The following is a 24,822-nucleotide window of genomic DNA, read 5'->3' as shown; positions in this document are numbered from 1 at the left end:
AAGTGGTTAATCGTTCGTGCATTTATACTCAGACCGTATGCTAAACAGGATAATCAGATTTTCAGTTAAGAACAAACTGGCCATTACACTATTTACATTGGTATGGATCGTTTACGGATCCTGGCAACTGACGCAATTGCCTATCGACGCAGTTCCGGACATCACCAATAACCAGGTGCAGGTGATCACCACAGCCCCTTCTCTGGGGGCGGAAGACGTAGAAAGACTCATTACATTTCCCATTGAACTGGCAGTAAGCAATGTGCCGGGAGTGAAAGAAAGCCGGAGCCTGTCGCGCTTCGGGCTCTCCCTGATCTCCATCGTATTCGACGATGATGTGGACGTTTACTGGGCCAGGCAACAGGTTACCGAACGTCTTTCGCAGGTTGAAATAAACGAAAACGCGAATACACCTTCTCTCGCTCCCGTAACCACCGGGCTGGGAGAGATCTACCAGTACGTGCTCAGAACAAAAAAAGGATACGAATCGAAGTATTCACTCGCAGACCTGAGGACCATCCAGGACTGGTTGGTGAAAAGACAATTACTCGGCACTCCCGGCGTAGCCGATGTGTCCACTTTCGGAGGGATGCTGAAACAATATGAAGTAGCCGTCAACCCTGCCAGGCTGAAAGCAATGAACATCACCATCTCCGATGTATTCACCGCACTGAAGAAGAATAATCAGAACACCGGTGGCGCTTATATCGAGAAAGGACCGGCTGTATTGTTCATTCGCAGCGTGGGATTAACAAAGACGATTGAAGACATCAATAAGATCGTTGTAAAAGTGAACAACGGCACACCAGTACTGATCAGTCATGTTGCCGAAGTGAGGCCCGGCTCTGCCGTCCGTTATGGGGCACTCACCATGGCCGGTGAAGGTGAAGTATGCGGGGGTATCGTGATGATGATCAAAGGCGGCAATTCATCGCAGGTGATCGGGACGGTGAAAGCCCGGATCATGGACATTCAAAAATCATTACCGGAAGGAATAGCGATAGAGCCATTCCTCGACCGCACCAAAATGGTGAACAATGCGATAGGAACAGTTGAAAAAAATTTACTGGAAGGCGCGTTGATTGTTGTGCTGGTACTGGTGCTGTTCCTCGGCAACCTGCGTGCAGGGCTGATTGTGGCTTCCGTGATCCCATTGTCCATGCTATTCGCCGTGGCAATGATGAATCTCTTCGGTGTGAGCGGTAACCTGATGAGCCTCGGTGCGCTGGATTTCGGATTGATCGTAGATGGAGCGGTGATCATTGTGGAAGCTATCCTGCATTATATCCATTCTTCCAAAAATTCTCGCACACCAACAGGATCTCGCAGATCGAAATGAATGAAGCGGTTTCTTCCTCTGCATCACGTATGATGAATGCCGCAGTGTTCGGACAGATCATTATCCTGATCGTTTACCTGCCCATCCTTTCCCTTACAGGCATCGAAGGCAAAATGTTCAAGCCGATGGCACAGACAGTGGCCTTCGCAATACTAGGAGCATTCATCCTTTCCCTTACTTATGTTCCGATGATCAGCTCGCTGCTCATCAGTAAGAAGATCCCGCACAAACTCAATATTTCTGAAAGGATCATGGAGAAGGCAGGACTGCTCTATCAGCGGGCGCTGAGAAAAGTGCTGATGGTGCGCAAACTGGTAGTGGCCGCCACTTTCCTGCTGTTCGCCTTTGCGATCATCATCTTCAATCGTATGGGAGGAGAATTCATTCCGCAGCTGGAAGAAGGTGATTTTGCGGTGGAGACAAGGTTACTGGTAGGCGCCAATCTTTCCACCACCATCACTGCTATCAATCGGATCTCGGATACACTGAAAGCAAAATATCCTGAAGTGGAAAAGATCGTATCCCGGATCGGGAGCGCAGAAATCCCTACAGATCCGATGCCCATCGAGGGTGGCGATATGATCATCGTGTTGAAAGAGAAAGAAAAATGGACAAATGCAAAAAGCTTTGCAGAGCTGGCGGATAAGATGTCGGCCACTGCGCAGGAAGTGGTGCCCGGCGTTACTACCGGTTTCCAGTATCCCGTACAAATGCGATTCAATGAATTGATGACTGGCGCCAAGCAGGATGTGGTTTGCAAGATCTTCGGTGAAGATCTCGACAAACTTGCTTCGTATGCAGGCGAACTGGGCAATATCGCGAAAACTGTAGACGGAACAGCGGACTGGTATATCGAAACGGTTACGGGAATGCCGCAGATAGTTGTCGATTTCAACAGGGATGAGATTGCGAAATACGGACTGGATATCGAGAACATCAATACCACCATCCACGCTGCATTTGCAGGTGCTGTTGCCGGGAAAGTATATGAAGGCGAGAAAAGTTTTGATCTTACTATCAGAGTGGGAGATGAAGGAAGAAGGAATATCGAAGATGTAAGGAACCTTCAGATCTCCACTCCGGGCGGACTGCAAATCCCATTGCACCAGGTGGCCTCCATCGATGAGATCGAAGGCCCCAACCAGATCCAGCGAGAGAATACGAGAAGACGAATCATCGTAGGATTCAATGTACGCGGGCGCGATGTGCAATCCATTGTTGAAGAGTTGCAGCAAAAAGTGGAAAAAAGTTTGAAGATGGATGCCGGCTATACCGTCAGTTTCGGAGGCGCATTCGAAAACCTGCAACAGGCCAGGAAGCGGTTAAGCATCGCCGTTCCGGTAGCGCTCCTGCTCATTTTCGGTATGCTGTATTTTGCATTTTCCTCATTGAAAGAAAGCATACTGATCTATACAGCCATTCCGCTTTCGGCCATCGGTGGCGTATTTGCACTGGCCATGCGGGATATGCCCTTCAGTATCTCCGCAGGCGTAGGTTTCATTGCATTGTTCGGCGTGGCAGTACTGAATGGCATCGTACTCATCTCTGAATTCAACCGCATCAAAAAGGATGGTCATATCACTGATACACTTGAACTGGTATTAACAGGAACGCGTAACCGCCTGCGGCCCGTATTGATGACTGCCGCTGTGGCCAGTCTTGGTTTCCTTCCCATGGCTGCCAGCAACGGTGCAGGCGCAGAAGTGCAGCGTCCCCTGGCAACAGTGGTGATTGGCGGACTGATCTCTGCCACTTTCCTCACACTATTTGTATTGCCTGCTTTGTACTTATTGTTTAACCGTGCAACCATTACCCGTATGAAAAAAACAGTAGCCACAATGGTTCTTTTCCTGTCGATTACTGCCGTTGCATCGGCACAAACTCCTGTGAGCCTGCAGGAGTCATTGCAACTGGCCACCCGCAACAACCTGCAAATGAAAAGCGCTAGGCTGAACCAGCAGTCCGTTGAAAAGCTCACCAGGTCAGGGTTTGATCCTGCCAAAACGGAGCTCACCGGAGATTATGGAAAAGTAAACAGCGCCTACAATGATTCGCGTATCGGTATCAGCCAAACTATCAATTTCCCATCAGTATATGCGCATCGTTCCAAGATACTAAAGACCGATTTCATGGTTGCCCAACAGGACACACGCTTGTCTGAGCTGGAATTGAATGCACAGGTGCGGGCTACATTCTTTGAATATGTATCGATGGTAAAGCGACAGACGCTGCTGCAATATGCCGATAGTTTGTATCGCCTGTTTGAATCTACGTCCAACAAAAGGTTTGAGAGTGGCGCTGCCAATATCCTTGAAAAAACAGCCGCGGAAACACAGCGCCAACAGATCGGCATTCAATTGCGGCAACTGGAAACAGATCTTGCAATTGTATTGAACCGCTTCAATTTACTGATCCAGGATTCAGTTTCACGTGCTCCTGAAACAGTTGATCCCAAATTCGAAACAACAGCATTTCAGAACGATCCGTCTGCTTCGATCCAGGAGTCACCAGTATATATAAGATCTCAATTGGTTGCCGCCAACGAGTACAACCGCTTCAAACTCGAAAAGGCAAAACAATTACCGGATCTTACCATTGGTTACAATAACCAGAGCCTTCAGGGTGTACAGAATATCGATGGTCACGAGAAATTCTACAATAGCGGACATCGCTTCAGCTATTTCAGCGCAGGCATCAGCATACCGCTGTTCTACGGTGCACAGGCAGCGCGTGCGCAGTCCGCTAAATTATCCTGGGAAAGCAAACAAAAAGAAACCACGCAAGTGGAAATGCAGCTCCGCACCAATTTGCTGATCGCAAAACAGGAAGTGGACAAATTCCGCGAAGCGCTCCATTATTTTGAAACCAGCGGGCTCAAAAATGCTTCGCTGCTGATCAGTACAGCCGACCAGCAGTTCCTGGCAGGGGAGATCGATTATCTGCAATGGGTGTTGATCGTGAATCAATCCATCGGTATTCAGAACCAATATATCGATCAACTCAACAACTATAACCAGGCTCTTATCCAATTACACAAACTCAGCAATAAATAAGGAAAAATGAAACAATCTATATTAAGCTGCGTAGTGGCATTTCTGCTGACTGCCTGCGGCGGAAAGAAAGAAGAAAAAGAAAATGTTCCCAAAACAGATTTCTCTGAAATCTCGCAAACAGTTTCCCTGAGCGTACAACAACGATCCAGTGCAGGAATTGAAGTGGGACTTCCCCAATATGAAAACATCAGCAACACCATCGCCCTGCAGGGTATGGTGGATGCACCTCCTCAAAACACGGTGAAGCTCAGCTTTCCATTGGGCGGCTATATCAGGTCTACCAATCTCTTGCCGGGCAAGTCCGTAAAGAAAGGACAGGTGCTGGCATACATAGAGGATATGCAATTCATTCAGCTGCAGCAGGATTATCTTACCGCAAAGACCAATTTCGCATTCTATGAAAAAGAATATGAAAGACAACGCTACCTGAACAGCAGCAAAGCCAGCAGCGACAAAGTGTTCCAACAGGCAAAAGCGGATATGGACAAAGAGAACATCCTGATCAGTTCGCTGGCCGAAAAACTCAAGCTGCTGGGAATCGATCCCAATAATCTAACACCGGGCAATATACGAAAGGAGGTTCCGGTTTTGTCGCCCATCAACGGATTCGTTTCTAAGATCAATATCAGCATCGGGAAGTATACATCGCCCACGGATATTCTGTTCGAGCTGATAGATCCTTCGGACCTGCACCTGTCTTTAAAAGTGTTTGAAAAGGATCTTCCCAAAATCGCCGTTGGCGAAAAAGTGTATGCCTGGAGCAATAACAACCCCGAAAAGAAATATGCCGCGAAAGTATTCCTGATCAACAGGACATTTGATGAGAACCGGAGTACAGAGATCCATTGTCATTTTGATAAATACGCAGCAGAATTGGTTCCCGGAATGTTCATGAATGGAGATGTTGCTGTTCAGGATGTGAAAAGCCTTGTAGTACCTGAAGAAGCTGTTGTTCGCTGGGCCAATAAACATTATGTATTTGTGGAAAAAGAAAATGGCGATTTCACCATGACGGAAGTTATTCCGGGTGTTCTGAATGGCGCCAGGCAACAGATCGAAAGCAAGAACATCACCACAGACACCAAGCTGGTGCTGAAGAACGCTTTTTCATTGCTGATGAAATTGATGAACGCGGAAGAAGAAGGCTAAACAAATGTAGAGGGCGCCTCAAATCTGCATTTGAGACGCCTTCATTTCAGCCATGAAAATTAAAACAACCGCTTATATACAACCTATATTAACCAACCAATTCAGGTAATTCTTTTTCGATATCCGCCCTGACAGGCTCATACTGTTTGGGCAGTTTCAGGTTTGTTCCCAGTTGATCCAATGGTTCATCCACTGTAAATCCTGGATTGTCTGTTGCGATCTCGAACAATACACCGCCGGGTTCCCTGAAGTACAGGGAGAAGAAATAATCCCTGTCTATCTTCGGAGTGATCTGCAATCCCTTGCTTACCACTTTATCCCGGAATTTCATCAGGATGGTATCATCGGCCACCCTGAATGCAACGTGGTGATTGGTGCCTGCTGCATTGTAACCGGGCTTGCCATCAGGCAGTTCCAGCAGATCGATGATGCCTGCATGCTCCACAGCATCGGTGACGTAACGATAGCGGTTCCCTTCCCGGGCCAGCAAACGATAACCGAATATACCGGTCAGCACAGAAGCTGTTCCATCAGTCCTTCTCAAGGACAAGGTGAGACTGTGGAATCCTTTTGTTGCGATGTCTTCTTTTACATCTTCAGTTTGCCAGGGCGTTCTTGTGTCTGCTTTGGCAGGAACGACCAGGCTCAGGTTGAGCCCATCAGGATCACTGAAAGAAACATAAGGCTCACCAAATCTTGTTCCCTCAGTAAAAGGAACATCGAACTTCGTTAAACGTTCCTTCCATGCATTCAGACTGTTTTCAGGAACAGCATATGTGATCTCTGTTGCCATGCCAACTCCGTTGCGGCCCTGACCAATATGTTGCCAGGGGAAGAAGGTCAATATGGTGCCGGGAGTGCCTTCTTCATTTCCGTAGTAAAAATGGTAAGTACCCGGATCATCGAAGTTGACAGTCTTTTTGACCAGTCTCAGCCCAAGCACTTTTGTATAGAAATCGAGATTCCTTTGTGCATTTGATGCTATTGCTGTTATATGGTGCAGTCCAAGTATTTGTTCGTTCATTGTCATTCAATTTTATAACACAAAATTCAGCTCTTACGAACTTCTCACCAATGACATACATTAAGAATTTGAATTAATCTACATTAAGAATTATTGAAGCCGGTACATATCCAACTCATTTCCTGTCTATTACCATACCTTTAATAGGAAAAATGCAATATCATGGAAGCTAAAGTTGCCGTTGTTTATCAGGCCGCATCACCACCAGTACGGAATGGGATCATCAAACCAATGAAACCAGGCGGCTATTCAGACAGCGGAGCGGATATCGCGTATACCTTGCAGCGCTGCGGCGTTTCCATTGTATTGCCGTTGAGCGACCCTTCAATCGAAAATGATCCCGGCTGGGTATTCCCTGATACAAAAGATGGCATACAGGAAGCCATCAACAAAGGCGCCGATACCATTTGGCTGAATACAGTATTGTATACCGGTCACCCTATAGAAGCGTTCATCAAAAAAGGGATCTATGTAGTAGGACAGATCCCCGCCAACGTTGACCGTTTCGACGATAAACTGGTGACCAATGAACTGCTAAGAGATCATGAGCTTCCTATTCCAAGATCAGTAACAATAGACAGCAGGAATGCTGCAGGATATAAACCAGGCTTCCCCTTTCCGGTAGTAGCAAAACCCATCCGCGGACGGGGAAGCCAGGGAGTTACTGTTGTGAAAAATGAAACTGAATTATCGAAGACGCTTGCTGAAATGCTTTCTTCCAATGATTACGGTGCAGCAGTTTACGTTGAAGAATTCCTTTCCGGAGAAGAACTAACCATCACCGTTATGCCACCCGGTGAATACAGCATTAACAACCATGCTGTAATAAAAGACAACTATTGGAGTTTGCCTCCTGTAAAACGATTCAATCACCAGGAAGGGATCGCGCCGTATAATGGAACGGTGGCCGTTGTGAACAACAGTGCGGTATTGACGCCGCTCGAATTGCTCAATCCGGATATTGCCCAGCTTTGCCATGCATGTGAAAAAGCCGCCAGCCTGGTAGGAGCCAAAGCTGCGATCCGCATAGACTGCAGGGCCGATGCAGCAGGAAAATATTTCCTTTTCGACCTCAACATGAAGCCCAATATGACAGGTGCTTCCAGGCCGCATCGTGGGGACCAGGACAGTCTTACCACCATGGCTGCCCGCAGCATTGGCTGGACCTTCAATGATCTGCTATTGAACTTGCTGCGTCAGCGTTGGCGATAATTGAACCCGAATAAGTATTTTAGCCATATTAATTCAGGACCATGGAGATACTCCGACAGAATACCGGTCGTTTATCCGATACAGTTAGCTTGCCAAATACCAGCCTGCTGACTGTTGCCCGGCATATGTTCAGCCTGCACAGGCAAATGAAGCTGCAGGAGAAAAAGTGTAAAGAAGAAATTCCTGCATTGATCGCTGCTATCGTTCCTCCCGATCAATTCAGTTTCTCTTCCAAAGACATCCTGCGGATCACAAAATATTATCAGCTTGCGCTTAACCTGGTCTGCGAAAACATTTACCTTATCCCGGAAAAAAAACTCAATGCCTCCGAACACAGGAATATCCTTCAGCTTAGCATCTTCATGCCCCTCTTTGATGATCTTTTCGATGATCGATTACTGGACTATCCGCAGATTGAAGCATTGATCACCGAACCGGAAAAATATACCCCTTCCAATAAGATCGACTCCATTGTACATGCCTTGTACGTACAGCTTCTCCGTGAAATACCGGCACGGGACCGCTTCATTCAATACCTGAAGGAAGGAGCTTATTGGGAACTGCAATCATTGAAGCAATTCAACAGTGAAATATCCGAAGAGGAGCTTACGCAGATCACTTACAACAAAAGCTATTACAGTATTCTACTTTTTTGTTCGGTGCTGGAATCCTGGCCCGGAGCAGCAATGGAAGCATTGCTCTATCCGGTATCCGGACTGATGCAACTGACCAATGATGTATTCGATGTATGGAAAGACCTCCAGAAAGGGGTTCATACCATTCCCAATCTTTACTGGAATTATGAAAAACTGGAAGCCGTCTTTCTGAATGAGGTCAGGTCCATCAACACGCAAACAGCACGGTTGCCTTATCCGGTAAACAACCGGAAAAATTTCCTGATCAGAACGCATGCACTCAATGCGATGGGCTGGATGAGTTTGCAGCAGTTACGGGAAGTGGCTATACTAAAGCCTTTCAGTGAAGCAAGCCGGAAAGAGCTGGTCTGCGATATGGATAGTCTGCGTCAACAATTGAGATGGGTAGGTTATGTCCGGCAACTATGCAATACAGGAAAAAAATAAAAAGCGAAAGGGGCGATAGATAACTATCACCCCTTTTGCTTAAACACATGTATAAAGAGAAAAGCTTATTTCTTATCCAGCGCATCGCTCAACCTTCCGGCAACATCCTGCAGGTGCAGACGTGTAGCCTGGTTGGGAGCAGCAGCTGCTGCGGCTTTGATCTCAGCCATGAGGCTGCGTGCGTGGCCTTTCAGCAGTGAAGTTGCGTCAGAGATCTTGGATCCGCCGCCGCTCATTTGTACCTGCATTCCGCCAATATTCTGTGCAGGTGCAGGAGCAGGTGCAACGATAGCGATCAGTGCATCTACATATCCTTTCTGCAGCATACGGCGCTGAGGATCGATGGCTTTGCGGGTAGCCAGTTCACTCCAGATTCCTTTCTTCAGATCACTGAGCATTTCAGTGGAAGTGTAGGCAGCGCTTCCTTTTGTTTGTTCAAAGAGATCCAGCTTACCCAGAGTGGAAGGATTCATCAAACGGGCAGCTACCTGTGCCTGGAGACCTGCCAGTTGTGTACCGGGATTTACACCAATGATGGGCATCAGTTTGTAATCCAGTAACCAGGAAGGTGTAGTGAACAGTTGCTCCTGCAGGAATGCCATCGCTTCTTTCTGACGGGCTTTGGAAGTGAATTCATAAACAGCACCCGGCTGCTCGATGCTTTTGGGTGTAGTTTCGATTCCACCGATATTCTTTGTAACATGGCCCATGTAGCGGCTATACTGACCTACTACTTCTTTGTAAAGTGTAGCCAGGTTGTCATAACCTTCATTGGGTTCTTTGGACCACTCAGGAATACCGGCCAGTACACGTTTCAGGTTCTTGATACCGTAAGCGCTTGCTTTCATGGCATTATCGCCCAGGTCTTCATTCTGACAACGTGGATCGTCACGGTCCATTTCAGTACCGAAGAACAGACGGTTGTTGGCCTTCAGTCTTTCGATGATCCATTTATTGGACCATGTTGTTTCTTCAGCAGCGGTCTTGAATTCAGGTTTCCATTTGTAACCCCATTCAATAGCCCAGATATCGTAATCACCGATACGTGGGAAAATTCCTTTTTCAGAAATACCATCTTCCGGCTGTGCTACGTAGTTGAAACGTGCATAGTCCATGATAGAAGGCGTATGGCCATTGGCTTCAACCCATGCTTTGTTGCGCAGGTTCTCAACAGGAACAGTAGAAGAAGAGCCGAAGTTGTGGCGCAGACCGAGGGTATGTCCTACTTCATGAGATGATACGAAACGGATCAGTTGACCCATCAGTTCATCATCGAATTGCATTTTGCGTGCTTTGGGATCTACAGCGGCAGCCTGGATCATGTACCAGTTGCGCAGCAGGTTCATCACATTGTGGTACCAGTTCACGTGTGTTTCCATGATCTCACCACTGCGGGGATCATGAACGTGAGGGCCACTGGCGTTTGGAATATCGGAAGGTTTGTACACGATCACATTGTGACGGGCATCTTCCACACTCCAGGTAGAATCATTCTTTGGAGCTTCGAGGGCGTAGATCGCATTTTTGAAACCGGCTTTCTCGAAAGCAACCTGCCAGTCGTTCACACCAGCGATCAGGAATGGAACCCATTTTTTGGGAGTAGCGGGATCGATATAGTAAACGATGGGATTTTGTGGTTCAACCAGCTCACCTCTTTTGTATTTTTCTACATCTTCAGGTTTGGGTTCGAGTTTCCAGCGTGTGATCATGCTGATCTTCTTTACACCTTGTGGGTTGGCATCGAAGTCAGTATAACCTGTAGCGAAATAACCAACACGGTCATCGTAATGACGCGCCTTCATAGGAACAGCAGGAAGCAGTACCAGAGAAGTGTTCAGTTCGAAAGTAGCAGGTCCTGTGCTTCCGCCACCGCCCATCATGCCGGGCAACATACCGCCACCACTTGATTTGGTGTAGGTTTTTACAGTTTTGATCTCCACGTTACCAGGGAAAGATTTCACCTCGGTAATGTAGGAGGCCGGAGGAGTCATGGCACTAAGGCCGAGAGCGCGTTTAGCATTGGCTTCAAAGAAAAAGATATCATTGTCGCCGGCAATATAATCGGTAAGATCGATCACAGCGCCTTTGTTGTATGCTTTTACATCAAATACTGCAGCAATTGGTTGCAGGTTAGAGTTGATCACTGATCTGTACATACCGTTCTCGGAAGAGTCGGTGCTCAGTTCAGTGTAGGAAATGGTCTTCAGGAAGATCTTATCGTCCGGACCTTTCTCAAAGCGGATCACAGTTTCATTGATCTGGTCACCACCATAACCCATCATCTGGGCGCGTCCGCCGGTAGCGGATTTGGAGATGCGGCTCACAACAAGAACGTCGCGGCCAATCAGGGAATCAGGGATCTCGAAAAGGTAGCGGTCATCCTGCTTGTGCACGATGAACATTCCTTTTCTTGTTGTCGCTTTTGAAGTGATCACTTCACCGTAGGGTTTAGGACCAGCTTTGGGGGCGCCACCGGGGCGACCCATCATACCAGGTGCGGGAGGAGCCATCACCGGTTTCTTGGAAGTATCAGCAGGTTGGGGGGCTGGCCCTTTCTTCCGCTGAGCGATGGATGCCGTAGCAAGCATAAGGCCGGCACTCATCAGCAAAATTGTTTTACGCATCTATAGTTCGAATTTTTAAGTGCCATGAAAGTATGCGAATCTTTGACAAAAACGGGTATATACTATGTAAATGCCATAAATAGCGGGGCCAGTATCGCAAAGAATTATTCAAATTGACAGACGGTCAATGAAAAAAAGAAGCTTTTCAGATCATGATATTTTGGCTGCTTTCTTGTTCTCATCTATGGCTACAAATGTAAACTCGCCGCTGATGGCCCTGTCCCTGTCGTTGGAGTACATCTGTTCTATGAACACTTCCACTTTTACCTTCAGGCTGGTATTGCCAACATAGGATACCATGCCCACCAGCTCGATGATGGTGCCTGCGGGGATCGGCATCTTGAAATCGATTCGGTCGCTGCTCACCGTTACCATGCGTTGCCGGCTGTAGCGCGTAGCAGTTATGAATGCAACCTCGTCCATCAGCGCCATGGCGGTGCCTCCGAATAATGTGTCATAATGATTGGTGCTGTCTGGAAATACTGCTTTAAAGATCCTTGTAATGGATTGGTCTCTTCTTTCCTGGTTCATCAGTTATTGTTAATGAATGAAACCAACAGGCTGAGGCTATTCAGCCTGTTGGAAAAATATATCATGCCTGAACGGCCATGTTCTTTCTCAGTTCCCTGGCGGCTTCCACCATTTCCTGCAAAGCTGCTTTGGTTTCGCTCCAGCCGCGGGTTTTCAGGCCGCAGTCGGGGTTCACCCAGAGTTGTTCCGAAGGTATGACAGCCCTCGCTTTTTCCATGAGCCGAATCATTTCCTCTTTCGATGGCACGCGCGGGGAGTGAATATCATACACACCCGGTCCGATCTCATTGGGGTATTTGAATTCAGCAAATGCATCCAGCAATTCCATTTGTGAACGGCTGCACTCGATGGTGATCACATCGGCATCCATATCCGCGATCTGTGAAATGATATCATTGAACTCGGAATAACACATATGCGTATGGATCTGCGTGGCATCCTTCACACCACTTGCTGAGATCCTGAAAGCACGCACAGCCCAGTTGAGATAATCTGACCAATGCTCCCTGCGCAAGGGAAGCCCTTCGCGAATGGCAGGTTCATCAATTTGGATCAGGCCAATGCCGGACTGTTCCAAACCAATTACTTCATCCCTGATCGCAAGCGCAATCTGGGTACAGGTTTCACTGCGAGGCTGGTCATTGCGCACGAAGCTCCATTGCAGTATCGTGACCGGTCCGGTGAGCATTCCTTTCACGGGTTTGCCCGTGAGTGATTGCGCATAGGATGTCCAGCGTATGGTCATGGGAGCAGGGCGGCTCACGTCTCCATAAATGATGGGCGGCTTCACGCAGCGGCTGCCATAGCTCTGCACCCAGCCATTCTGAGAGAATACGAAACCACTGAGCTGCTCGCCGAAATACTCCACCATATCATTGCGCTCGAATTCGCCATGGACCAGTACATCGATCCCCATCTCTTCCTGCCAGCGGATACTCGCTTCAGTTTCCTTTTCGATCAGTTCATCGTATTGTTCCTGTGTGAGCTCTCCCTTTTTCCATTTAGCCCGCCAGCTTCTCACTTCAGCTGTTTGCGGAAAAGAACCGATAGTAGTGGTAGGGAACAAAGGCAGCTTCAATGCTTCATGCTGAAGTTTTTTACGATCAGCAAATACACTGTTGCGGGATGCGTCCTTTGGAGTTATTGCCGCTACCCGGTCTTTCACCGTTGAATTATGGATCAGGGCAGATGTTTTACGGTTATTATTAGCCGTTATATTCTCTTTCAATCTGGCATTGGCTATTTCATTGTTCTCTCCTGCCGCCAGTTGTTTGAGTGTAACCAGTTCTTCGATCTTCTGTTTGGCGAATGCCAGCCACTGCCTGATCTCCGGCGCGAGTGTTTTTTCATTTTTCTCCAATTCCAGGTCACAGGGAACATGCAATAATGAACAGGATGGCGCAAGCCAAACCCTGTCTGCACCCAGTTTGGCTACAGCTTTATTGATCAGTGCAAGGGTATGCTCAAAATTATTTTTCCAGATATTCCTTCCATCCACCACACCAAGAGAGAGGACCGTTCGGGTACGTACAATTTCCGTGGCGAGAATATCATCCAGTTGAGAAGGGCATCGTACGAGGTCCAGGTGCAGCACCTGTACCGGGAGGCTCAGAACTGTTGCCAGATTCTCTCCATAACATTCGAAATAACTGGCAAGTATGAGCTGCAGTTGCGGGAATTTATTCCTGATCTCCTGGTAGGTTTTGGTGAACACCTTCCTTTCGGCATCTGTAAGGTCAAGTGACAGACAGGGCTCATCCAACTGAATATAGTAAGCGCCTGCCTCTTCAAGCTTGCTCAACATTTCCAGGTACACTGGTAACAGGTTCTTGATCAGTTCGAGGCGATGGAATCCTGGCTCCTTTTCTTTACCCAGCAGGAGATAAGAAACAGGTCCGAGCAGCACCGGCTTTGCCGGGATGCCATGCTGCCTTGCTTCACTGAATTCATTCAGCGCTTTGTTGCTGAACAAAGTGAACTGCTGATTGGCTGTGAATTCCGGAACGATGTAATGATAATTGGTATCGAACCATTTGGTCATTTCCATGGCAGTGATATCATAGCCATCTTTCTGATAGCCCCTGGCCATGGCGAAGAGCAGATCGATATGCGGCAGCTGTTTCTCCTGCACAAGGTCGTGGTAACGGGCAGGGATAGCCCCAACCATCAAACTGGTGTCCAGCACCTGGTCATAAAAAGAAAAATCATTGCAGGGAATGAGATCGATACCGGCATCTTTTTGCAGTTTCCAGTTGTGCAGCCTGATGGCGCTACCGGTTTGCATCAGTTGCTGTGCACTCAGTTTTCCGGCCCAGTACTGCTCTGATGCTTTCTTGAGTTCTCTTTGGCTGCCAATCCGCGGGTAGCCGAGGTTTTGTGTTTGCATGTTCTCGCTTTTAAAGATGATGAATCAGTTAAAAGCTCTTTGCTAAACAGGAATGCAATAATGAAAAAGAAGAAAGACGGAAGAGATGGATATGCGCATGCGATCACATTACCAGCTGAAGCTAAAGCGGTATGTGTTGGAGCATATCAATTCAACAATCGCTTCTTTCCACGAAAGCACTGTCAAATTCAATAAAGGCAGGTCTCCTGGCTTGTAACGTTTCTACCGTCCTTCCCATTCCGTGTTTGCGGAACAGTGGACAACGAGGGTAAAAACTCAGGTATGTTACTTACAGTTGCGGGACAGCTTGTGATTCGCACACAATTCCCTATTAATCCCATCTTACATGGGAACCTATACTGTTTGATAAGATGTATAGAAAAGAACTTGAGGATGCAAATTAGTGCATTTGCAGGAAATGAAGAGGTTGATCTGAAAAGCAAAAGCGCACCTGCAAGAGGTGCGCCTTCGATATACTATAGAAAGATAAGTCTATGCTTCGCAGCTTTTGCAGCTCACCAGGTTGGTGACCATTTCTTTTGAAACGCTTTGGCTGCGCTGGTAGTACAGGGTCTTAACACCCAGTTTCCAGGCTTCGATCAGCAGTTTGTTCACTTCTCTTACGGGAAGATCCGAAGGGATGTTCAGGTTCAGGCTCTGGCTCTGGTCAACATATTGCTGACGGATGGAAGCCTGTTGGATGATTTCCAGCTGACTGATCTCCTTGAATGTTTTGAACACATCTTTTTCATCCTGTGTCAGCTCTTTCAGGTGCTGTACGCTACCATGGTTCAGCATAATGCCGCGCCATGTATCTTCATTATCGATGCCTTTCTTCACCAGCAGTTCTTTCAGGTATTTGTTCTTGCGCATGAAGTTGCCTTTGGAAAGACCTGCTTTGTAATAGTTGCTGCTGAATGGCTCGATGCCGGGTGATGTTTGTCCGAGGATCGCGCTGGAAGAAGTTGTTGGAGCGATGGCCAGCAAAGTGGTGTTCCTCTTGCCGTATCCTTTCAACAGATCGGGTTCGCCATAGATCCATGCCAGGTCTTTGCTGGCCTTGTTGGCTTTCTCCTGGATGTCTTTGAAAATGGCGGCGGTCAGTTGCTTGGCGCGCAGTCCTTCAAACGGTATCATATTCTTTTGCAGGTAAGAATGCCATCCCAGTACGCCTAATCCGAGCGCGCGGTGTCTTTTGGCAAACTTGTTGGCTGCTTCGAGATAGTGATTGCCTTCAGTTTTGGCGATGAATTCCTGCAATACTGCATCGAGGAAGAATACTGCCAGCTTCACTGCATTGGTATCTTTCCATTCATCGTACAGCTCCAGGTTCATGGAGGAGAGGCAGCAGATGAATGACTCGTCGATGGAAGAGGGCAGCATGATCTCGGAACAGAGATTGCTGGCGTGAATGGTCAGGTTCTGGTCTTTGTATACCTGTGGTTTGTTCCTGTTCACGTTATCGGAGAAGAAGATATATGGAAGTCCTTTCTGCTGGCGGCTTTCAAGCACTTTGGCCCAGATCTCCCTTTTCTTCATATCTCCATCGATCATATCCTGCATCCAATAGTCGGGCACACAAACACCGTAGAAAAGATTCTGGATGGGGTGACCGATATCTTTGATAGAGAGGAATTCTTCGATATCACCGTGATCGATATCCATGTAGGCAGCAAAGGCGCCGCGTCTAACGCCACCTTGTGAGATGGTGTCCATGGCTGTATCGAAAAGGCGCATGAAACTAACGGCTCCACTGCTCTTACCATTGTCGGTCACTGCGCTTCCGCGTTCGCGGAGGGCGCCGAAGTAAGCGGAGGTTCCGCCGCCGAGCTTGGTTTGCATGATCACTTCACCCAGTTTGTGGGTGATGCCTTCGATATGATCGGGAACGTGTACGTTGAAGCAGGAGATAGGCAATCCTCTTTCCGTACCCATATTGGCCCAGATGGGAGAGCTGAGGCTCATCCATCCTCTTTCCACCATTTCTTTGAAAGCATCTTTCAGCTCCGGCTTGTACAAACGTTGCGCTGCAGCGCTGCAGATACGTTCGATAGCACCTTCAACAGTCTCCCCTTTCAGCAGATAGCCCCTGTTCAGGATCTGTTCACTTTCTTCATTCTTCCACCACAATTTTTCCTGCTCATATTTGCCGGCTATATCTGGTAATTGGTCCGCAGCTGGTGCGGCAGTTTCAAATAATGTTGTCATACACAAAAGATTTAATGGGTTTGGATAAACACTAATCTCAATCAATTAAAACAAATCGTGAGCAGAAATGCTCTTGTCGAACTTGGTATATTCAACGGGCCTCTTGGCAAAGAAGTCGTCCAGACTATTGGAGAATACTTCCTCTTCAAACCACAACATGGCCCCGGCTTCTTTGGCAGTAACGTTGAAGATGGCTGGCATTCCGATCTGTTGCAGGCTGTCATCAGCCCTTCTCTTCATGAAGTTGGTGAGATCTTGTTTGTTCACGATCTCGATATTACCTGCATTGAAGATCCAGTCCAGCATACGGCTTTCCGTTTCGATGGATTGCTTAACGATATCATGCACATGGCTGATGGTATCAGGCGTGAAAATCTCCGGATATTCTTCCTTCAGTTTATTGATGAGGAAAATACCGGCATTGGCGTGGATCTGCTCGTCCACTGAAGTCCAGGCGATGATATTGCTCACGTTCTTCATCAGTCCTTTGAACCTGGTAAAGGCCAGGATGATGGCAAACTGACTGAAGAGGCTCACGTTCTCGATCAGGAGACTGAAGAGGATGAGCGAAACAGTATATTCTTTTTTGTCGGTGGATTTGGTATTGGCCAGCGCGGCTGACAGATAGTTGATACGCTCCTGGATCACCGGAACTTTCAGGAGGTTTTCGAATTCATTGTTGTAACCAAGCACTTCCAGCAGGCGTGAATACGCTTCGGAGTGACGGAATTCGCACTCGGCGAAGGTAGAACCCAGCCCATTGATCTCGGGCTTGGGAAAATGATGGTAAAGGTTGCCCCAGAAAGATTTTACTGCCACTTCCACCTGGGCAATGGAAAGCAGGCTGTTCTTCACAGCATTCTGTTCCGCAGGGGTCAGGTGTGCATGAAAATCCTGGATATCGGCCGTAAAGTCAACTTCCGAGTGAACCCAGAAGGATTTGTTGATGGCCGATGTGTACTGGAGTACCTCCGGATATTCAAATGGTTTGTACTGAACCCTCTTGTCAAATAATCCCATAAATCAATTTCTTTAATCGTGATACAATCCCCTGGGACCAAACATTTTGTCTGATTTGATCCCTAACGTATGACCCTATATAAAAGGAAATATTGCGTAATGCAGTTGAATAAAGTTCACAATAAATTTAATTGACGGAGGATAAAGAAATCAACAGGCTGTGAATAAAAGTTCCGGAGAGTTTGACAGTTCAATGAACGCCTGAATTAGCCCGAAACACATTTGAAATAAACGTAATGGCTGGGTAAAAATGGCCTGGCCCGCAGACGCTGTTATCTGCGGGCCAGGAGCTTCCTGCTTTTCCAGGTTATGAAAAAATCTGTTGCTTTTTGCTCCAGATCAGCCAATACTGTTCCTGCAGGTCCGGAGGTAGAAACGAAGCTCTGATCATCTGCTCTACCTCCTTGTTCTTACCACTGAATTTTTTATAGCTGTTGACTCTTACTTTATCAGGGATGCCCAACACAATTCCCAACGCTTCAAAATCCCTTAGCTGAATTTTTTTCTTTCTTCCGTTCAACAGTAAGGCCATCTCCTCCTGGTCTTTGGGGAAAATGAGGTTTACATTCAACAGGTCATAAGCAGGACTGAGCGCTATATTCCCATCCCGGTGAATCAGTGAAAAGTTTTTCAGGTGCATATCATTGTTACCGCTCAGGTAACTAAATAACAATAATTCAAAATAGCGGAGCTTATCGAAACCCGTATTGGTGCACCAGGTAAGAATGAGCTTCCCTGCTTTATCGTAAGATCCTTTGTATTTATTCTCTGTCAGGAACTCAGACAGTTGGCAGAAATCTTCGATATGTATTTTTCGTCCTTTTTCCCTGTCGAATCGTTTAGCCAGGTACACAAGTGAGCCGTCAGTGGCTCTCATTAGGGCATGCTCACAAACCTCTATATCAAAAATACCTGCCAGATGCATAGTCAGGTCTTCCGTCTCCGGCATCGAGTGTAATGTTTCGTGCTGCGGCTTAAGAATGAATTCACCCCATAATCCAACAATCGTCAACCGGCCATTGCCCTGATGTTTTTCCAGGGTAACCGATAACTTGGGTTGTACGCCCGTTACTGCAATACGCTGGTTGATGGTCTGTTCCGCCAACTCTTTCAATAATTGTTTATCGAGTTCCAGGGTAGGCATTGCCGTGGTACCAAAGAGTTTTTTGGCGCATTTGTCGTGGAAATGATCGCCGGCTGCATCCTGGTAACAAATCAAACAGTTTGGCATTATACAACGTTTTCTTCAACGGGAATGACGCTTACTGCACCAATAGCATCCCGGCATGTGAGTAGTAATAATTCAAAGCGATCATTGCGGTTCACCTTCCAATGATCTTTGGCAATATCGAGCAACCATCCTTCAGGAATAAGTCCGTCAAAAAAAGCAAATAAAGTATTGCTTCGATAAGGAGCAGTTCTCAATGGCAATGTCAGGCTTACCGGCCTGGCAGCAGCGTCTGCGAGATATTCCCTGTCATAAGCGAACTCGTATCCACTGTCAGATTCCGTCAATAAGCCCGCTAATTTTTCCTGATAAAATATTTGAGCTGTTTTACTCATACACTCTTTGTTTAGGAGCAGCGATCAATTCCATGCCAAACAAATCCAGTAACTGGTTTACCTTATCCATACGCATAGAAGTTTTCCCTTGCTCTATTTCCCTGATCAGACGCAGGCCTAAACCTGATTTTTGAGACAGGTCAAATTGTGTGAGGTGAAGTGCCTTGCGTTTTTCCTTGATCAGTTTTGCAAGCGCTGTCATTTTATACCTATTTAGGTATAAAGATAGCGAATTTGAAGTTATTTATACCTAATTAGGTATAAAATATTAGAAATTTTAAATTTTATACCTGATGGGGTATAAAAACAGGGAATTAAGTAATTTTATACCCTATCAGGTATAAAATTATGGGCTTTAGTAGTGTGGGGACGTTTTCCGGTAGTAGCAGCGCTATTTACTCTATTGTGGATTGCTGTTTATCTGAAAGACAAATCGGTCTTCCTTACTTCCATTAAACATTAAATGAATAATCCCGCAGGTTATTCCGCAGGATACGCAAGGCTTTGCCGATATGTTTTTCCACGGTGCTAACGGAGATATTCATCCCAAGGGAGATGTCTTTATTGGAGAGGTTCTGTTCCCTGCTCAGCAGGAATGCTTCACGGCATTTATCGGGCAATGAGCTCAGCACACGCCCTATCCTGTTGTTCAATTCTTTTGCATCGCAATATTCAGCCGAATCGTTTTTGCATTGCTCCTTAAAAAAAATCTTCTTCTTGCAGGCGGTGCGGGTCAATTCGTCCCTGATCATGTTCAGGACTTTGTATCGGAGGGACTGGTAGAGGTATCCTTCGAGGGAAACGGTTATGTCGAGTGTATGTCTCTTCTGATAGAGGCTAACGAAAATATCCTGTATGATGTCTTCAGCTTTCTCGCGGGATTGCAGCCGGCGGTAAGCTGCATCGATCAGATCACTCCAGTAACGACTATAAAGCGCTTCGAACGCTTTAATATCATCCTGTTTCACCAGCCTGAATAGCTGGGAGTCATCAAGGTTAGCATAGTGCTGGGGCAAGCAAGACATGCAAATCGTATTATAGGTATGAACTAAATTAATATCAAACAACGACCAGGACAAGTTTATTTTTCTTCGGATTCAGTCTTTCTGTGATAAACTGAAACTGTTGTTGCTTCATGGCCAGCAACTCAGCTCCGCTCAATTGCTGTAACAATCCGGAATTGCTTTCGCACCCATGGTACCACTCTTCAAACAACAGGTATTCCTCGCCTGTGAGCCAATCTGGCTGTGTAACATCAGTTACCTGACTTAGCGTTTTCGCTTCCATAATAGCTCATTATGTTTAATGTCACCTGGAACGGCGGCCACCGCTATCCCTGTGAAAAATATTTTTTCTTTTTTTATGTCGATGCCCTGATCACCAGTTGAGCAGGCTGCAAAACCTGGAAGCTGCCCGAAGACCGGGGCGTTCCGGCGCCTTTCTCAAACTGCCTGATCAGTAACTGCATAGCGGTTTGTGCAATCAGGGCCACCGGTTGTTTCACAATGGTAATGGCGGGTGAATAAAGGCGGAAAATATCGTGATCGTCGAAACAGATAACAGCCAGTTGACCTGGAATGGAAAGTCCCAGGTCTTTGATGGCTTCCAGCCCATACACGCCTACATAGTTGGTGGCAAAAAAAATTGCGTCCAGCCCCTGATTCTCGCTGATGAATTCACGGATCTGCTGAACGGATTCTTCGGGTTTGCAGTGATAGGGAAGTTGCAGCACAAGGTTTTCTTCCACAGGAATCCCTGCCACGCGGAGACTATCCTCATACGCCTGTCTGCGTTGGTGCATCTGCACCTGGTCCAGCAGTATAGTAACGAAAGCGATGCGGCGATATCTTTTTTCCAGCAGGTGTTGCATGGCCATTTGCGTACCGTCGTAATTGTCTACTACCACATGCGGAACAGACAGACCGGGAAAGTAGCGGTCCATCAGCACGAGTGGTTTATGCTGGCTGGCGAGTCTATCAATCTCAGCACGCATGCCTGGCGTTGGTGTAATGAGAAATCCGTCTACCTGTCGCTGGCTGAGCATGCGTATTCGTTCGCGGGCTTTTTCTTCATTATTCTCAGTACTGCAATAAAGCACTTTGTATCCGATGGAATCAGCTTCCTCTTCTATGATCTTGGCGAGTGATGCAAAGAACACATTCGAAATATCTTCCACGATCAATCCCAGCACACGTGTCTTACCTGTACGAAGGGCAACCGCGGTTTGATTGGGTTGATAGCCCATATCGGCCGCGATGCCGCGCACCCTGCTGGCCAGTTGCTCACTGATGCGGCTCTCCCGGGTCTTCCCGTTGAGCACAGCAGAAACGGTGGAAGGAGCTACACCGGCTTTGAGGGCGATATCTTTAATAGTGATATTTTTCATGTGGGTTGAACTTTCCTTCCAGGCCGGCAGTAGCCGCGCCAATGAGCGCTGCCTGTTCTCCGAGTATCGCCTGCTTTACGGGCGTTTGAATACCAGAGATCCGTAAAGTATCATGCAGGGTTTTCTCAAACAGCGAAAATGCCTGGGCAATATTGCCACCGATTATGATCAGTTCAGCCGGCTGCTCCCGCAACCTTTGCTGAAGAAATGTACCCAGGTTAACACCAAATTCATCAAAAACATACCGGATATTCTTTTCATCGCCAGTGTTCAGCAACTGCTGTACATTCGGAACGGAATGCGAAGTGAGTAGCTGATATCGGTGTACGAACCAGCGGGACGATAAATAATCTTCTGCAATACTCTCTTTGAATGGAGCATTCCACCAGGCAGCATCCTCAACATGATGTTGAAAGAAAGTAGCTGAGCCAAGTCCTGTGCCCAGCGTAAGCCCAATCACTGCTGCATGGCCCTTTGCTGCGCCGGCAAAAACTTCGCCCTGCAAAAAACAAGCAGCATCATTGGTTAGCCGGATCTTATCTTTTGAACAACCTAAACGTTCTGCCAGCAATTCTTTGATGTTGAGACCATAGAGCGCTTCGTACTTCTGCTGGCCGCGGATATAACAAATACCTTCTTCATAATCGAAAGGACCGGGCATTGCAATACCTATGCGGACAGGAGTTGATTGCCTTGCATAGCTTGCCCTGATCACAGCGCTCCAGGCATCGATGATCTCTTCAACAGTGCCGGCAGCAGGTACGGAGTTCCTTTGCCAGGTTTCAGGAACGATAGCGCCGGTTGCCGTATCCAACAGGGCCGCCGTGATATGCGATCCTCCGATGTCCACACCGGCCATGAGTGAATTGTTCATATCCTTAATGTCACTTCTACCTGTTGAAGCCGCTATTCCCTTACCCGCATACCGTATAACTATTTGCCCCATGCGGGATTGGGAGCAGGCCCCATTTCCAACTGAAGCGTGCCTCCGGCGGTAAGATCCTTATGATCGATATAAGATTTCGTATAGGGATTTCCGTTAAGGCTGGCACGCTGGATGTACAGGTTCTCCGGTGAATTGTTTTTAGCGATGATGGTAAAGGTTTTACCACTGGCATATCGGGGATCGAGTTTGAAACGAATGGTATTGAAAACAGGACTGGTGATCTCATACCTGGTATCGCCCGGACAAACGGGATGCAGGCCACTGGCGGCCAGCACGTACCAGGCAGACATCTGTCCCACATCTTCATTACCCACCAATCCTTCCACAGAATTCTTATAGGCCCTGCTACAGATCGCACGTGTCCATTTTTGTGTGAGCCATGGCGCACCGAGCCTGTTGTAGAGAAAGGGTACATGATGCACTGGTTCATTTGCATGATTGTAACAGTTGTTCCACATCATATTCTCCGGCACATTCTCAAAGAAATTATCAAGGTCTGCCAGCACTTTGTCTTTCCCTCCCATCAAGGCAATCATGCCGGGGACATCATGAGGAACGAACCATCCCTGTTGATAAAGATTGGCTTCCATACAGCCATACCATTCTTTCAGCCTGCCTTCTTCCGGCCAGGGCTCCCAGCTGCCATCTTCCTTCCTTGGACGGAACCATTGTTTGCTGCTGTCGAAAATATTCCGGTAAGACTGACTACGCAGCCTGTATTTTTTTTCAGCTTCCCTGTTACCCAGGAATCCGGCCAGTTTTGCGGTTGCCCATTCAGTATAGGCGTATTCCAAAGTGTGGGAAACAGACAAACCGCCGGGCGTATATCCTTTTTCTCCATTACCGAATTTCTCGGAGGAGTTGATGGCGTAGGTGAGTGCTTTGGGCACATTGAAATTCCGGATGCCCTTTGCATAAGCATCTGTGATCATTGATATGGCAGGATTACCCAGCATGCAACCACTGTAAGCGTTGAAGAATTCCCAACGCTCGAAATATTTGTTATTGGTCTGATCCGCCAGCTCCACCAAAGAGTTCACCATATCATTCACCACAACGGGATTGATGATGGTTTGCAACGGCATCTGGCTCCTGAATACATCCCAGCCGCTGAACACGGTGCGCTTGGTGAATTGTTTGGTAGTATGTGCCCGGTGATCGCCGCCCGGATATTGCCCATCTACATCGGCCATGGCGCGGGGATCGATCATGGTATGATAAAGAGCAGTATAGAAGACTGTCTTTTTTTCTTCATCCCCTCCTTCCACAATTAGTTTACCAAGCGCATCATTCCATAATTCATTGGCTGCTTTTCGTACCTGATCGAAGTTCCAGTCTTTTATCTCTGCCTGCAGGTTCTTTTTTGCACCTGCAATACTCACCAGCGAAATGCCGGCCTTCATCAGCACCTGCTCTCCTTCACTGGTGGCAAACTCGGTGTAGAAGCCGAGATGTTTTCCTTTTTTTTCTTTCAATCCGGTGAAGACATCAGCGTTCGCAATCCTTTGCTGGTAATCATCACTTTCAATGTTCTCGCGTTTGCGAGGCAACCCGTCAGGAATATTGGCGCTCCATATACCCACTTTCTTCAATGGCTTACTGAACTGCGCATAGAAATGAATTGTGTAATTCGCTTTGCCGTCACCGTTACCCCAGCCTCCACCATCGGGCGTACATTGCATCCAGCCTTCAATGGTATGATCATCCACTACTTTTACATATTGCAGAGTGGACGTGCCTCCTACTCTGCGGGCCAGATCGATCTGGATGCGGGATTGCTGGTGGGCAGGAAAAGTAAAACGCAGGATGCCGCTGTGCGGAGCGGCTGTCAGTTCAGCTTTGATATTGTGTTTTGTGAGTTGTACACTGTAATAACCGGCGGATGCTTTTTCACTTGCTTTATCGTAGACAGACCGATAGCCGCCTTTATGAGGCGTATCTTCTTTACCTGCTGCTGTTTCCAGCGGTCCGGTTGCCGGCATCACCAAAAAATTACCGAGGTCGCCATACCAACCCACACCACTCATTTGTGTGAAAGCGAAGCCTTCAATGGTAGTATGTTCATAGCTGTAACCAGATCCGTTATCGCCACCGGTGATGGTATTCGGACTGAGCTGCACCATTCCGAATGGTGTGGCAGCGCCGGGAAATGTTTTTCCCAGTCCATGGTAAGTGCCAGCCTTACCGGTACTGGTGCTGGCGCCGATAAATGGATTCACATAATCGGCGGGTTGTTGCTGAGCGGATGCCATGAACATGGCCAGGATATTTGCAGTGAGGAATACATGCTTTTTCATAT

At 47.3% G+C, this 24,822-nt stretch carries 19 protein-coding genes and 1 riboswitch; of the genes, 5 read left to right on the top strand and 14 right to left on the bottom strand.

What is annotated here, in order from left to right:
- Nucleotides 1-37 precede the first annotated feature (37 nt).
- The 3 genes from FSB84_RS31410 to FSB84_RS10375 are packed head-to-tail and all read left to right on the top strand — an operon-like array spanning nt 38 to nt 5,541.
- Entirely contained in the window at nt 38-1,339 is a 1,302-nt protein-coding gene (locus FSB84_RS31410; protein ID WP_262713803.1) for an efflux RND transporter permease subunit, read from the top strand.
- Nucleotides 1,336-4,392: a CusA/CzcA family heavy metal efflux RND transporter gene (locus FSB84_RS31405; protein WP_262713802.1), complete on the top strand. Its 3,057-nt coding sequence runs from the start codon at nt 1,336-1,338 to the stop codon at nt 4,390-4,392. The genes FSB84_RS31410 and FSB84_RS31405 overlap by 4 nt, the downstream gene beginning before the upstream one ends.
- A 6-nt stretch (nt 4,393-4,398) precedes the next feature.
- Complete coding sequence (locus FSB84_RS10375) at nt 4,399-5,541, top strand: efflux RND transporter periplasmic adaptor subunit (protein WP_130541627.1); 1,143 nt, start codon at nt 4,399-4,401, stop codon at nt 5,539-5,541.
- Between the two features lie 88 nt (nt 5,542-5,629).
- On the opposite strand, the gene FSB84_RS10370 is transcribed toward FSB84_RS10375, so the two are convergent.
- Entirely contained in the window at nt 5,630-6,565 is a 936-nt protein-coding gene (locus FSB84_RS10370) for a ring-cleaving dioxygenase (protein ID WP_130541628.1), read from the bottom strand.
- Nucleotides 6,566-6,727: 162 nt separating this feature from the next.
- Between FSB84_RS10370 and FSB84_RS10365 the strand changes: the two genes are divergently transcribed.
- Together FSB84_RS10365 and FSB84_RS10360 are read left to right on the top strand one after the other, a co-directional pair.
- A complete protein-coding gene (locus tag FSB84_RS10365) occupies nt 6,728-7,777 on the top strand; it encodes an ATP-grasp domain-containing protein (protein WP_130541629.1) in 1,050 nt (349 codons plus the stop codon).
- 41 nt (nt 7,778-7,818) lie between these two features.
- Nucleotides 7,819-8,859, top strand: coding sequence for a class 1 isoprenoid biosynthesis enzyme (locus FSB84_RS10360; RefSeq protein WP_130541630.1), 1,041 nt, complete (start codon nt 7,819-7,821; stop codon nt 8,857-8,859).
- A 65-nt stretch (nt 8,860-8,924) separates the two neighbouring features.
- Here FSB84_RS10360 and FSB84_RS10355 read toward each other — a convergent pair whose 3' ends face one another.
- The 13 genes from FSB84_RS10355 to FSB84_RS10295 all read right to left on the bottom strand — a co-directional run bounded on the left by FSB84_RS10355 (nt 8,925) and on the right by FSB84_RS10295 (nt 24,820).
- Nucleotides 8,925-11,483 carry a zinc-dependent metalloprotease gene (locus tag FSB84_RS10355; protein WP_130541631.1) on the bottom strand — a complete coding sequence of 853 codons (2,559 nt, stop codon included), beginning with the start codon at nt 11,481-11,483 and terminating at the stop codon, nt 8,925-8,927.
- A 150-nt stretch (nt 11,484-11,633) separates the two neighbouring features.
- Nucleotides 11,634-12,014 carry an acyl-CoA thioesterase gene (locus tag FSB84_RS10350; protein WP_165434912.1) on the bottom strand — a complete coding sequence of 127 codons (381 nt, stop codon included), beginning with the start codon at nt 12,012-12,014 and terminating at the stop codon, nt 11,634-11,636.
- Between the two features lie 61 nt (nt 12,015-12,075).
- Entirely contained in the window at nt 12,076-14,400 is a 2,325-nt protein-coding gene (gene metE / locus FSB84_RS10345) for a 5-methyltetrahydropteroyltriglutamate--homocysteine S-methyltransferase (RefSeq protein WP_130541633.1), read from the bottom strand.
- 179 nt (nt 14,401-14,579) lie between these two features.
- Nucleotides 14,580-14,773, bottom strand: a riboswitch (cobalamin riboswitch).
- A 119-nt stretch (nt 14,774-14,892) separates the two neighbouring features.
- Complete coding sequence (locus FSB84_RS10340; RefSeq protein ID WP_130541634.1) at nt 14,893-16,608, bottom strand: ribonucleoside-diphosphate reductase subunit alpha; 1,716 nt, start codon at nt 16,606-16,608, stop codon at nt 14,893-14,895.
- Nucleotides 16,609-16,653: 45 nt separating this feature from the next.
- Nucleotides 16,654-17,628, bottom strand: coding sequence for a ribonucleotide-diphosphate reductase subunit beta (locus FSB84_RS10335; protein ID WP_130541635.1), 975 nt, complete (start codon nt 17,626-17,628; stop codon nt 16,654-16,656).
- 307 nt (nt 17,629-17,935) lie between these two features.
- Nucleotides 17,936-18,859 carry a HipA domain-containing protein gene (locus FSB84_RS10330; RefSeq protein ID WP_130541636.1) on the bottom strand — a complete coding sequence of 308 codons (924 nt, stop codon included), beginning with the start codon at nt 18,857-18,859 and terminating at the stop codon, nt 17,936-17,938.
- On the bottom strand, nt 18,859-19,191 hold the full coding sequence (locus tag FSB84_RS10325; protein WP_130541637.1) for a HipA N-terminal domain-containing protein: 333 nt from the start codon (nt 19,189-19,191) through the stop codon (nt 18,859-18,861). The genes FSB84_RS10330 and FSB84_RS10325 overlap by 1 nt, the downstream gene beginning before the upstream one ends.
- Complete coding sequence (locus FSB84_RS10320) at nt 19,184-19,393, bottom strand: type II toxin-antitoxin system Y4mF family antitoxin (RefSeq protein WP_130541638.1); 210 nt, start codon at nt 19,391-19,393, stop codon at nt 19,184-19,186. The genes FSB84_RS10325 and FSB84_RS10320 overlap by 8 nt, the downstream gene beginning before the upstream one ends.
- 250 nt (nt 19,394-19,643) lie before the next feature.
- Nucleotides 19,644-20,216, bottom strand: coding sequence for an RNA polymerase sigma-70 factor (locus FSB84_RS10315; RefSeq protein ID WP_130541639.1), 573 nt, complete (start codon nt 20,214-20,216; stop codon nt 19,644-19,646).
- Nucleotides 20,217-20,250: 34 nt separating this feature from the next.
- Nucleotides 20,251-20,478: a hypothetical protein gene (locus FSB84_RS10310; protein ID WP_130541640.1), complete on the bottom strand. Its 228-nt coding sequence runs from the start codon at nt 20,476-20,478 to the stop codon at nt 20,251-20,253.
- A 73-nt stretch (nt 20,479-20,551) separates the two neighbouring features.
- The gene (locus FSB84_RS10305) at nt 20,552-21,577 is read right to left on the bottom strand and encodes a LacI family DNA-binding transcriptional regulator (RefSeq protein ID WP_130541641.1); all 1,026 of its coding nucleotides are present in this window, start codon (nt 21,575-21,577) and stop codon (nt 20,552-20,554) included.
- Nucleotides 21,558-22,451, bottom strand: coding sequence for an ROK family protein (locus FSB84_RS10300; protein WP_158643833.1), 894 nt, complete (start codon nt 22,449-22,451; stop codon nt 21,558-21,560). The genes FSB84_RS10305 and FSB84_RS10300 overlap by 20 nt, the downstream gene beginning before the upstream one ends.
- A gap of 59 nt (nt 22,452-22,510) precedes the next feature.
- Nucleotides 22,511-24,820: a GH92 family glycosyl hydrolase gene (locus FSB84_RS10295; RefSeq protein ID WP_130541643.1), complete on the bottom strand. Its 2,310-nt coding sequence runs from the start codon at nt 24,818-24,820 to the stop codon at nt 22,511-22,513.
- Nucleotides 24,821-24,822: the final 2 nt, after the last annotated feature.

The sequence above is a fragment of the Pseudobacter ginsenosidimutans genome (genome assembly GCF_007970185.1).
GTDB classification, from domain to species: domain Bacteria; phylum Bacteroidota; class Bacteroidia; order Chitinophagales; family Chitinophagaceae; genus Pseudobacter; species Pseudobacter ginsenosidimutans.
Note: the sequence above shows the minus strand (reverse complement) of the source record. Positions and strands in the feature narration are given on the sequence as shown.

Bases quoted from the DNA above. Each gene is read 5' to 3' on its own strand.
- FSB84_RS10330 (WP_130541636.1), bottom strand. From the start codon at position 18,859: ATGCCAAACTGTTTGATTTGTTACCAGGATGCAGCCGGCGATCATTTC.
- FSB84_RS10320 (WP_130541638.1), bottom strand. From the start codon at position 19,393: ATGACAGCGCTTGCAAAACTGATCAAGGAAAAACGCAAGGCACTTCAC.
- FSB84_RS10340 (WP_130541634.1), bottom strand. From the start codon at position 16,608: ATGACAACATTATTTGAAACTGCCGCACCAGCTGCGGACCAATTACCA.
- FSB84_RS10295 (WP_130541643.1), bottom strand. From the start codon at position 24,820: ATGAAAAAGCATGTATTCCTCACTGCAAATATCCTGGCCATGTTCATG.
- FSB84_RS10310 (WP_130541640.1), bottom strand. From the start codon at position 20,478: ATGGAAGCGAAAACGCTAAGTCAGGTAACTGATGTTACACAGCCAGAT.
- FSB84_RS10360 (WP_130541630.1), top strand. From the start codon at position 7,819: ATGGAGATACTCCGACAGAATACCGGTCGTTTATCCGATACAGTTAGC.
- FSB84_RS10300 (WP_158643833.1), bottom strand. From the start codon at position 22,451: ATGAACAATTCACTCATGGCCGGTGTGGACATCGGAGGATCGCATATC.
- metE (WP_130541633.1), bottom strand. From the start codon at position 14,400: ATGCAAACACAAAACCTCGGCTACCCGCGGATTGGCAGCCAAAGAGAA.
- FSB84_RS10350 (WP_165434912.1), bottom strand. From the start codon at position 12,014: ATGAACCAGGAAAGAAGAGACCAATCCATTACAAGGATCTTTAAAGCA.
- FSB84_RS31410 (WP_262713803.1), top strand. From the start codon at position 38: ATGCTAAACAGGATAATCAGATTTTCAGTTAAGAACAAACTGGCCATT.
- FSB84_RS10355 (WP_130541631.1), bottom strand. From the start codon at position 11,483: ATGCGTAAAACAATTTTGCTGATGAGTGCCGGCCTTATGCTTGCTACG.
- FSB84_RS10325 (WP_130541637.1), bottom strand. From the start codon at position 19,191: ATGAGTAAAACAGCTCAAATATTTTATCAGGAAAAATTAGCGGGCTTA.
- FSB84_RS10375 (WP_130541627.1), top strand. From the start codon at position 4,399: ATGAAACAATCTATATTAAGCTGCGTAGTGGCATTTCTGCTGACTGCC.
- FSB84_RS31405 (WP_262713802.1), top strand. From the start codon at position 1,336: ATGAATGAAGCGGTTTCTTCCTCTGCATCACGTATGATGAATGCCGCA.
- FSB84_RS10335 (WP_130541635.1), bottom strand. From the start codon at position 17,628: ATGGGATTATTTGACAAGAGGGTTCAGTACAAACCATTTGAATATCCG.
- FSB84_RS10315 (WP_130541639.1), bottom strand. From the start codon at position 20,216: ATGTCTTGCTTGCCCCAGCACTATGCTAACCTTGATGACTCCCAGCTA.
- FSB84_RS10305 (WP_130541641.1), bottom strand. From the start codon at position 21,577: ATGAAAAATATCACTATTAAAGATATCGCCCTCAAAGCCGGTGTAGCT.
- FSB84_RS10365 (WP_130541629.1), top strand. From the start codon at position 6,728: ATGGAAGCTAAAGTTGCCGTTGTTTATCAGGCCGCATCACCACCAGTA.
- FSB84_RS10370 (WP_130541628.1), bottom strand. From the start codon at position 6,565: ATGAACGAACAAATACTTGGACTGCACCATATAACAGCAATAGCATCA.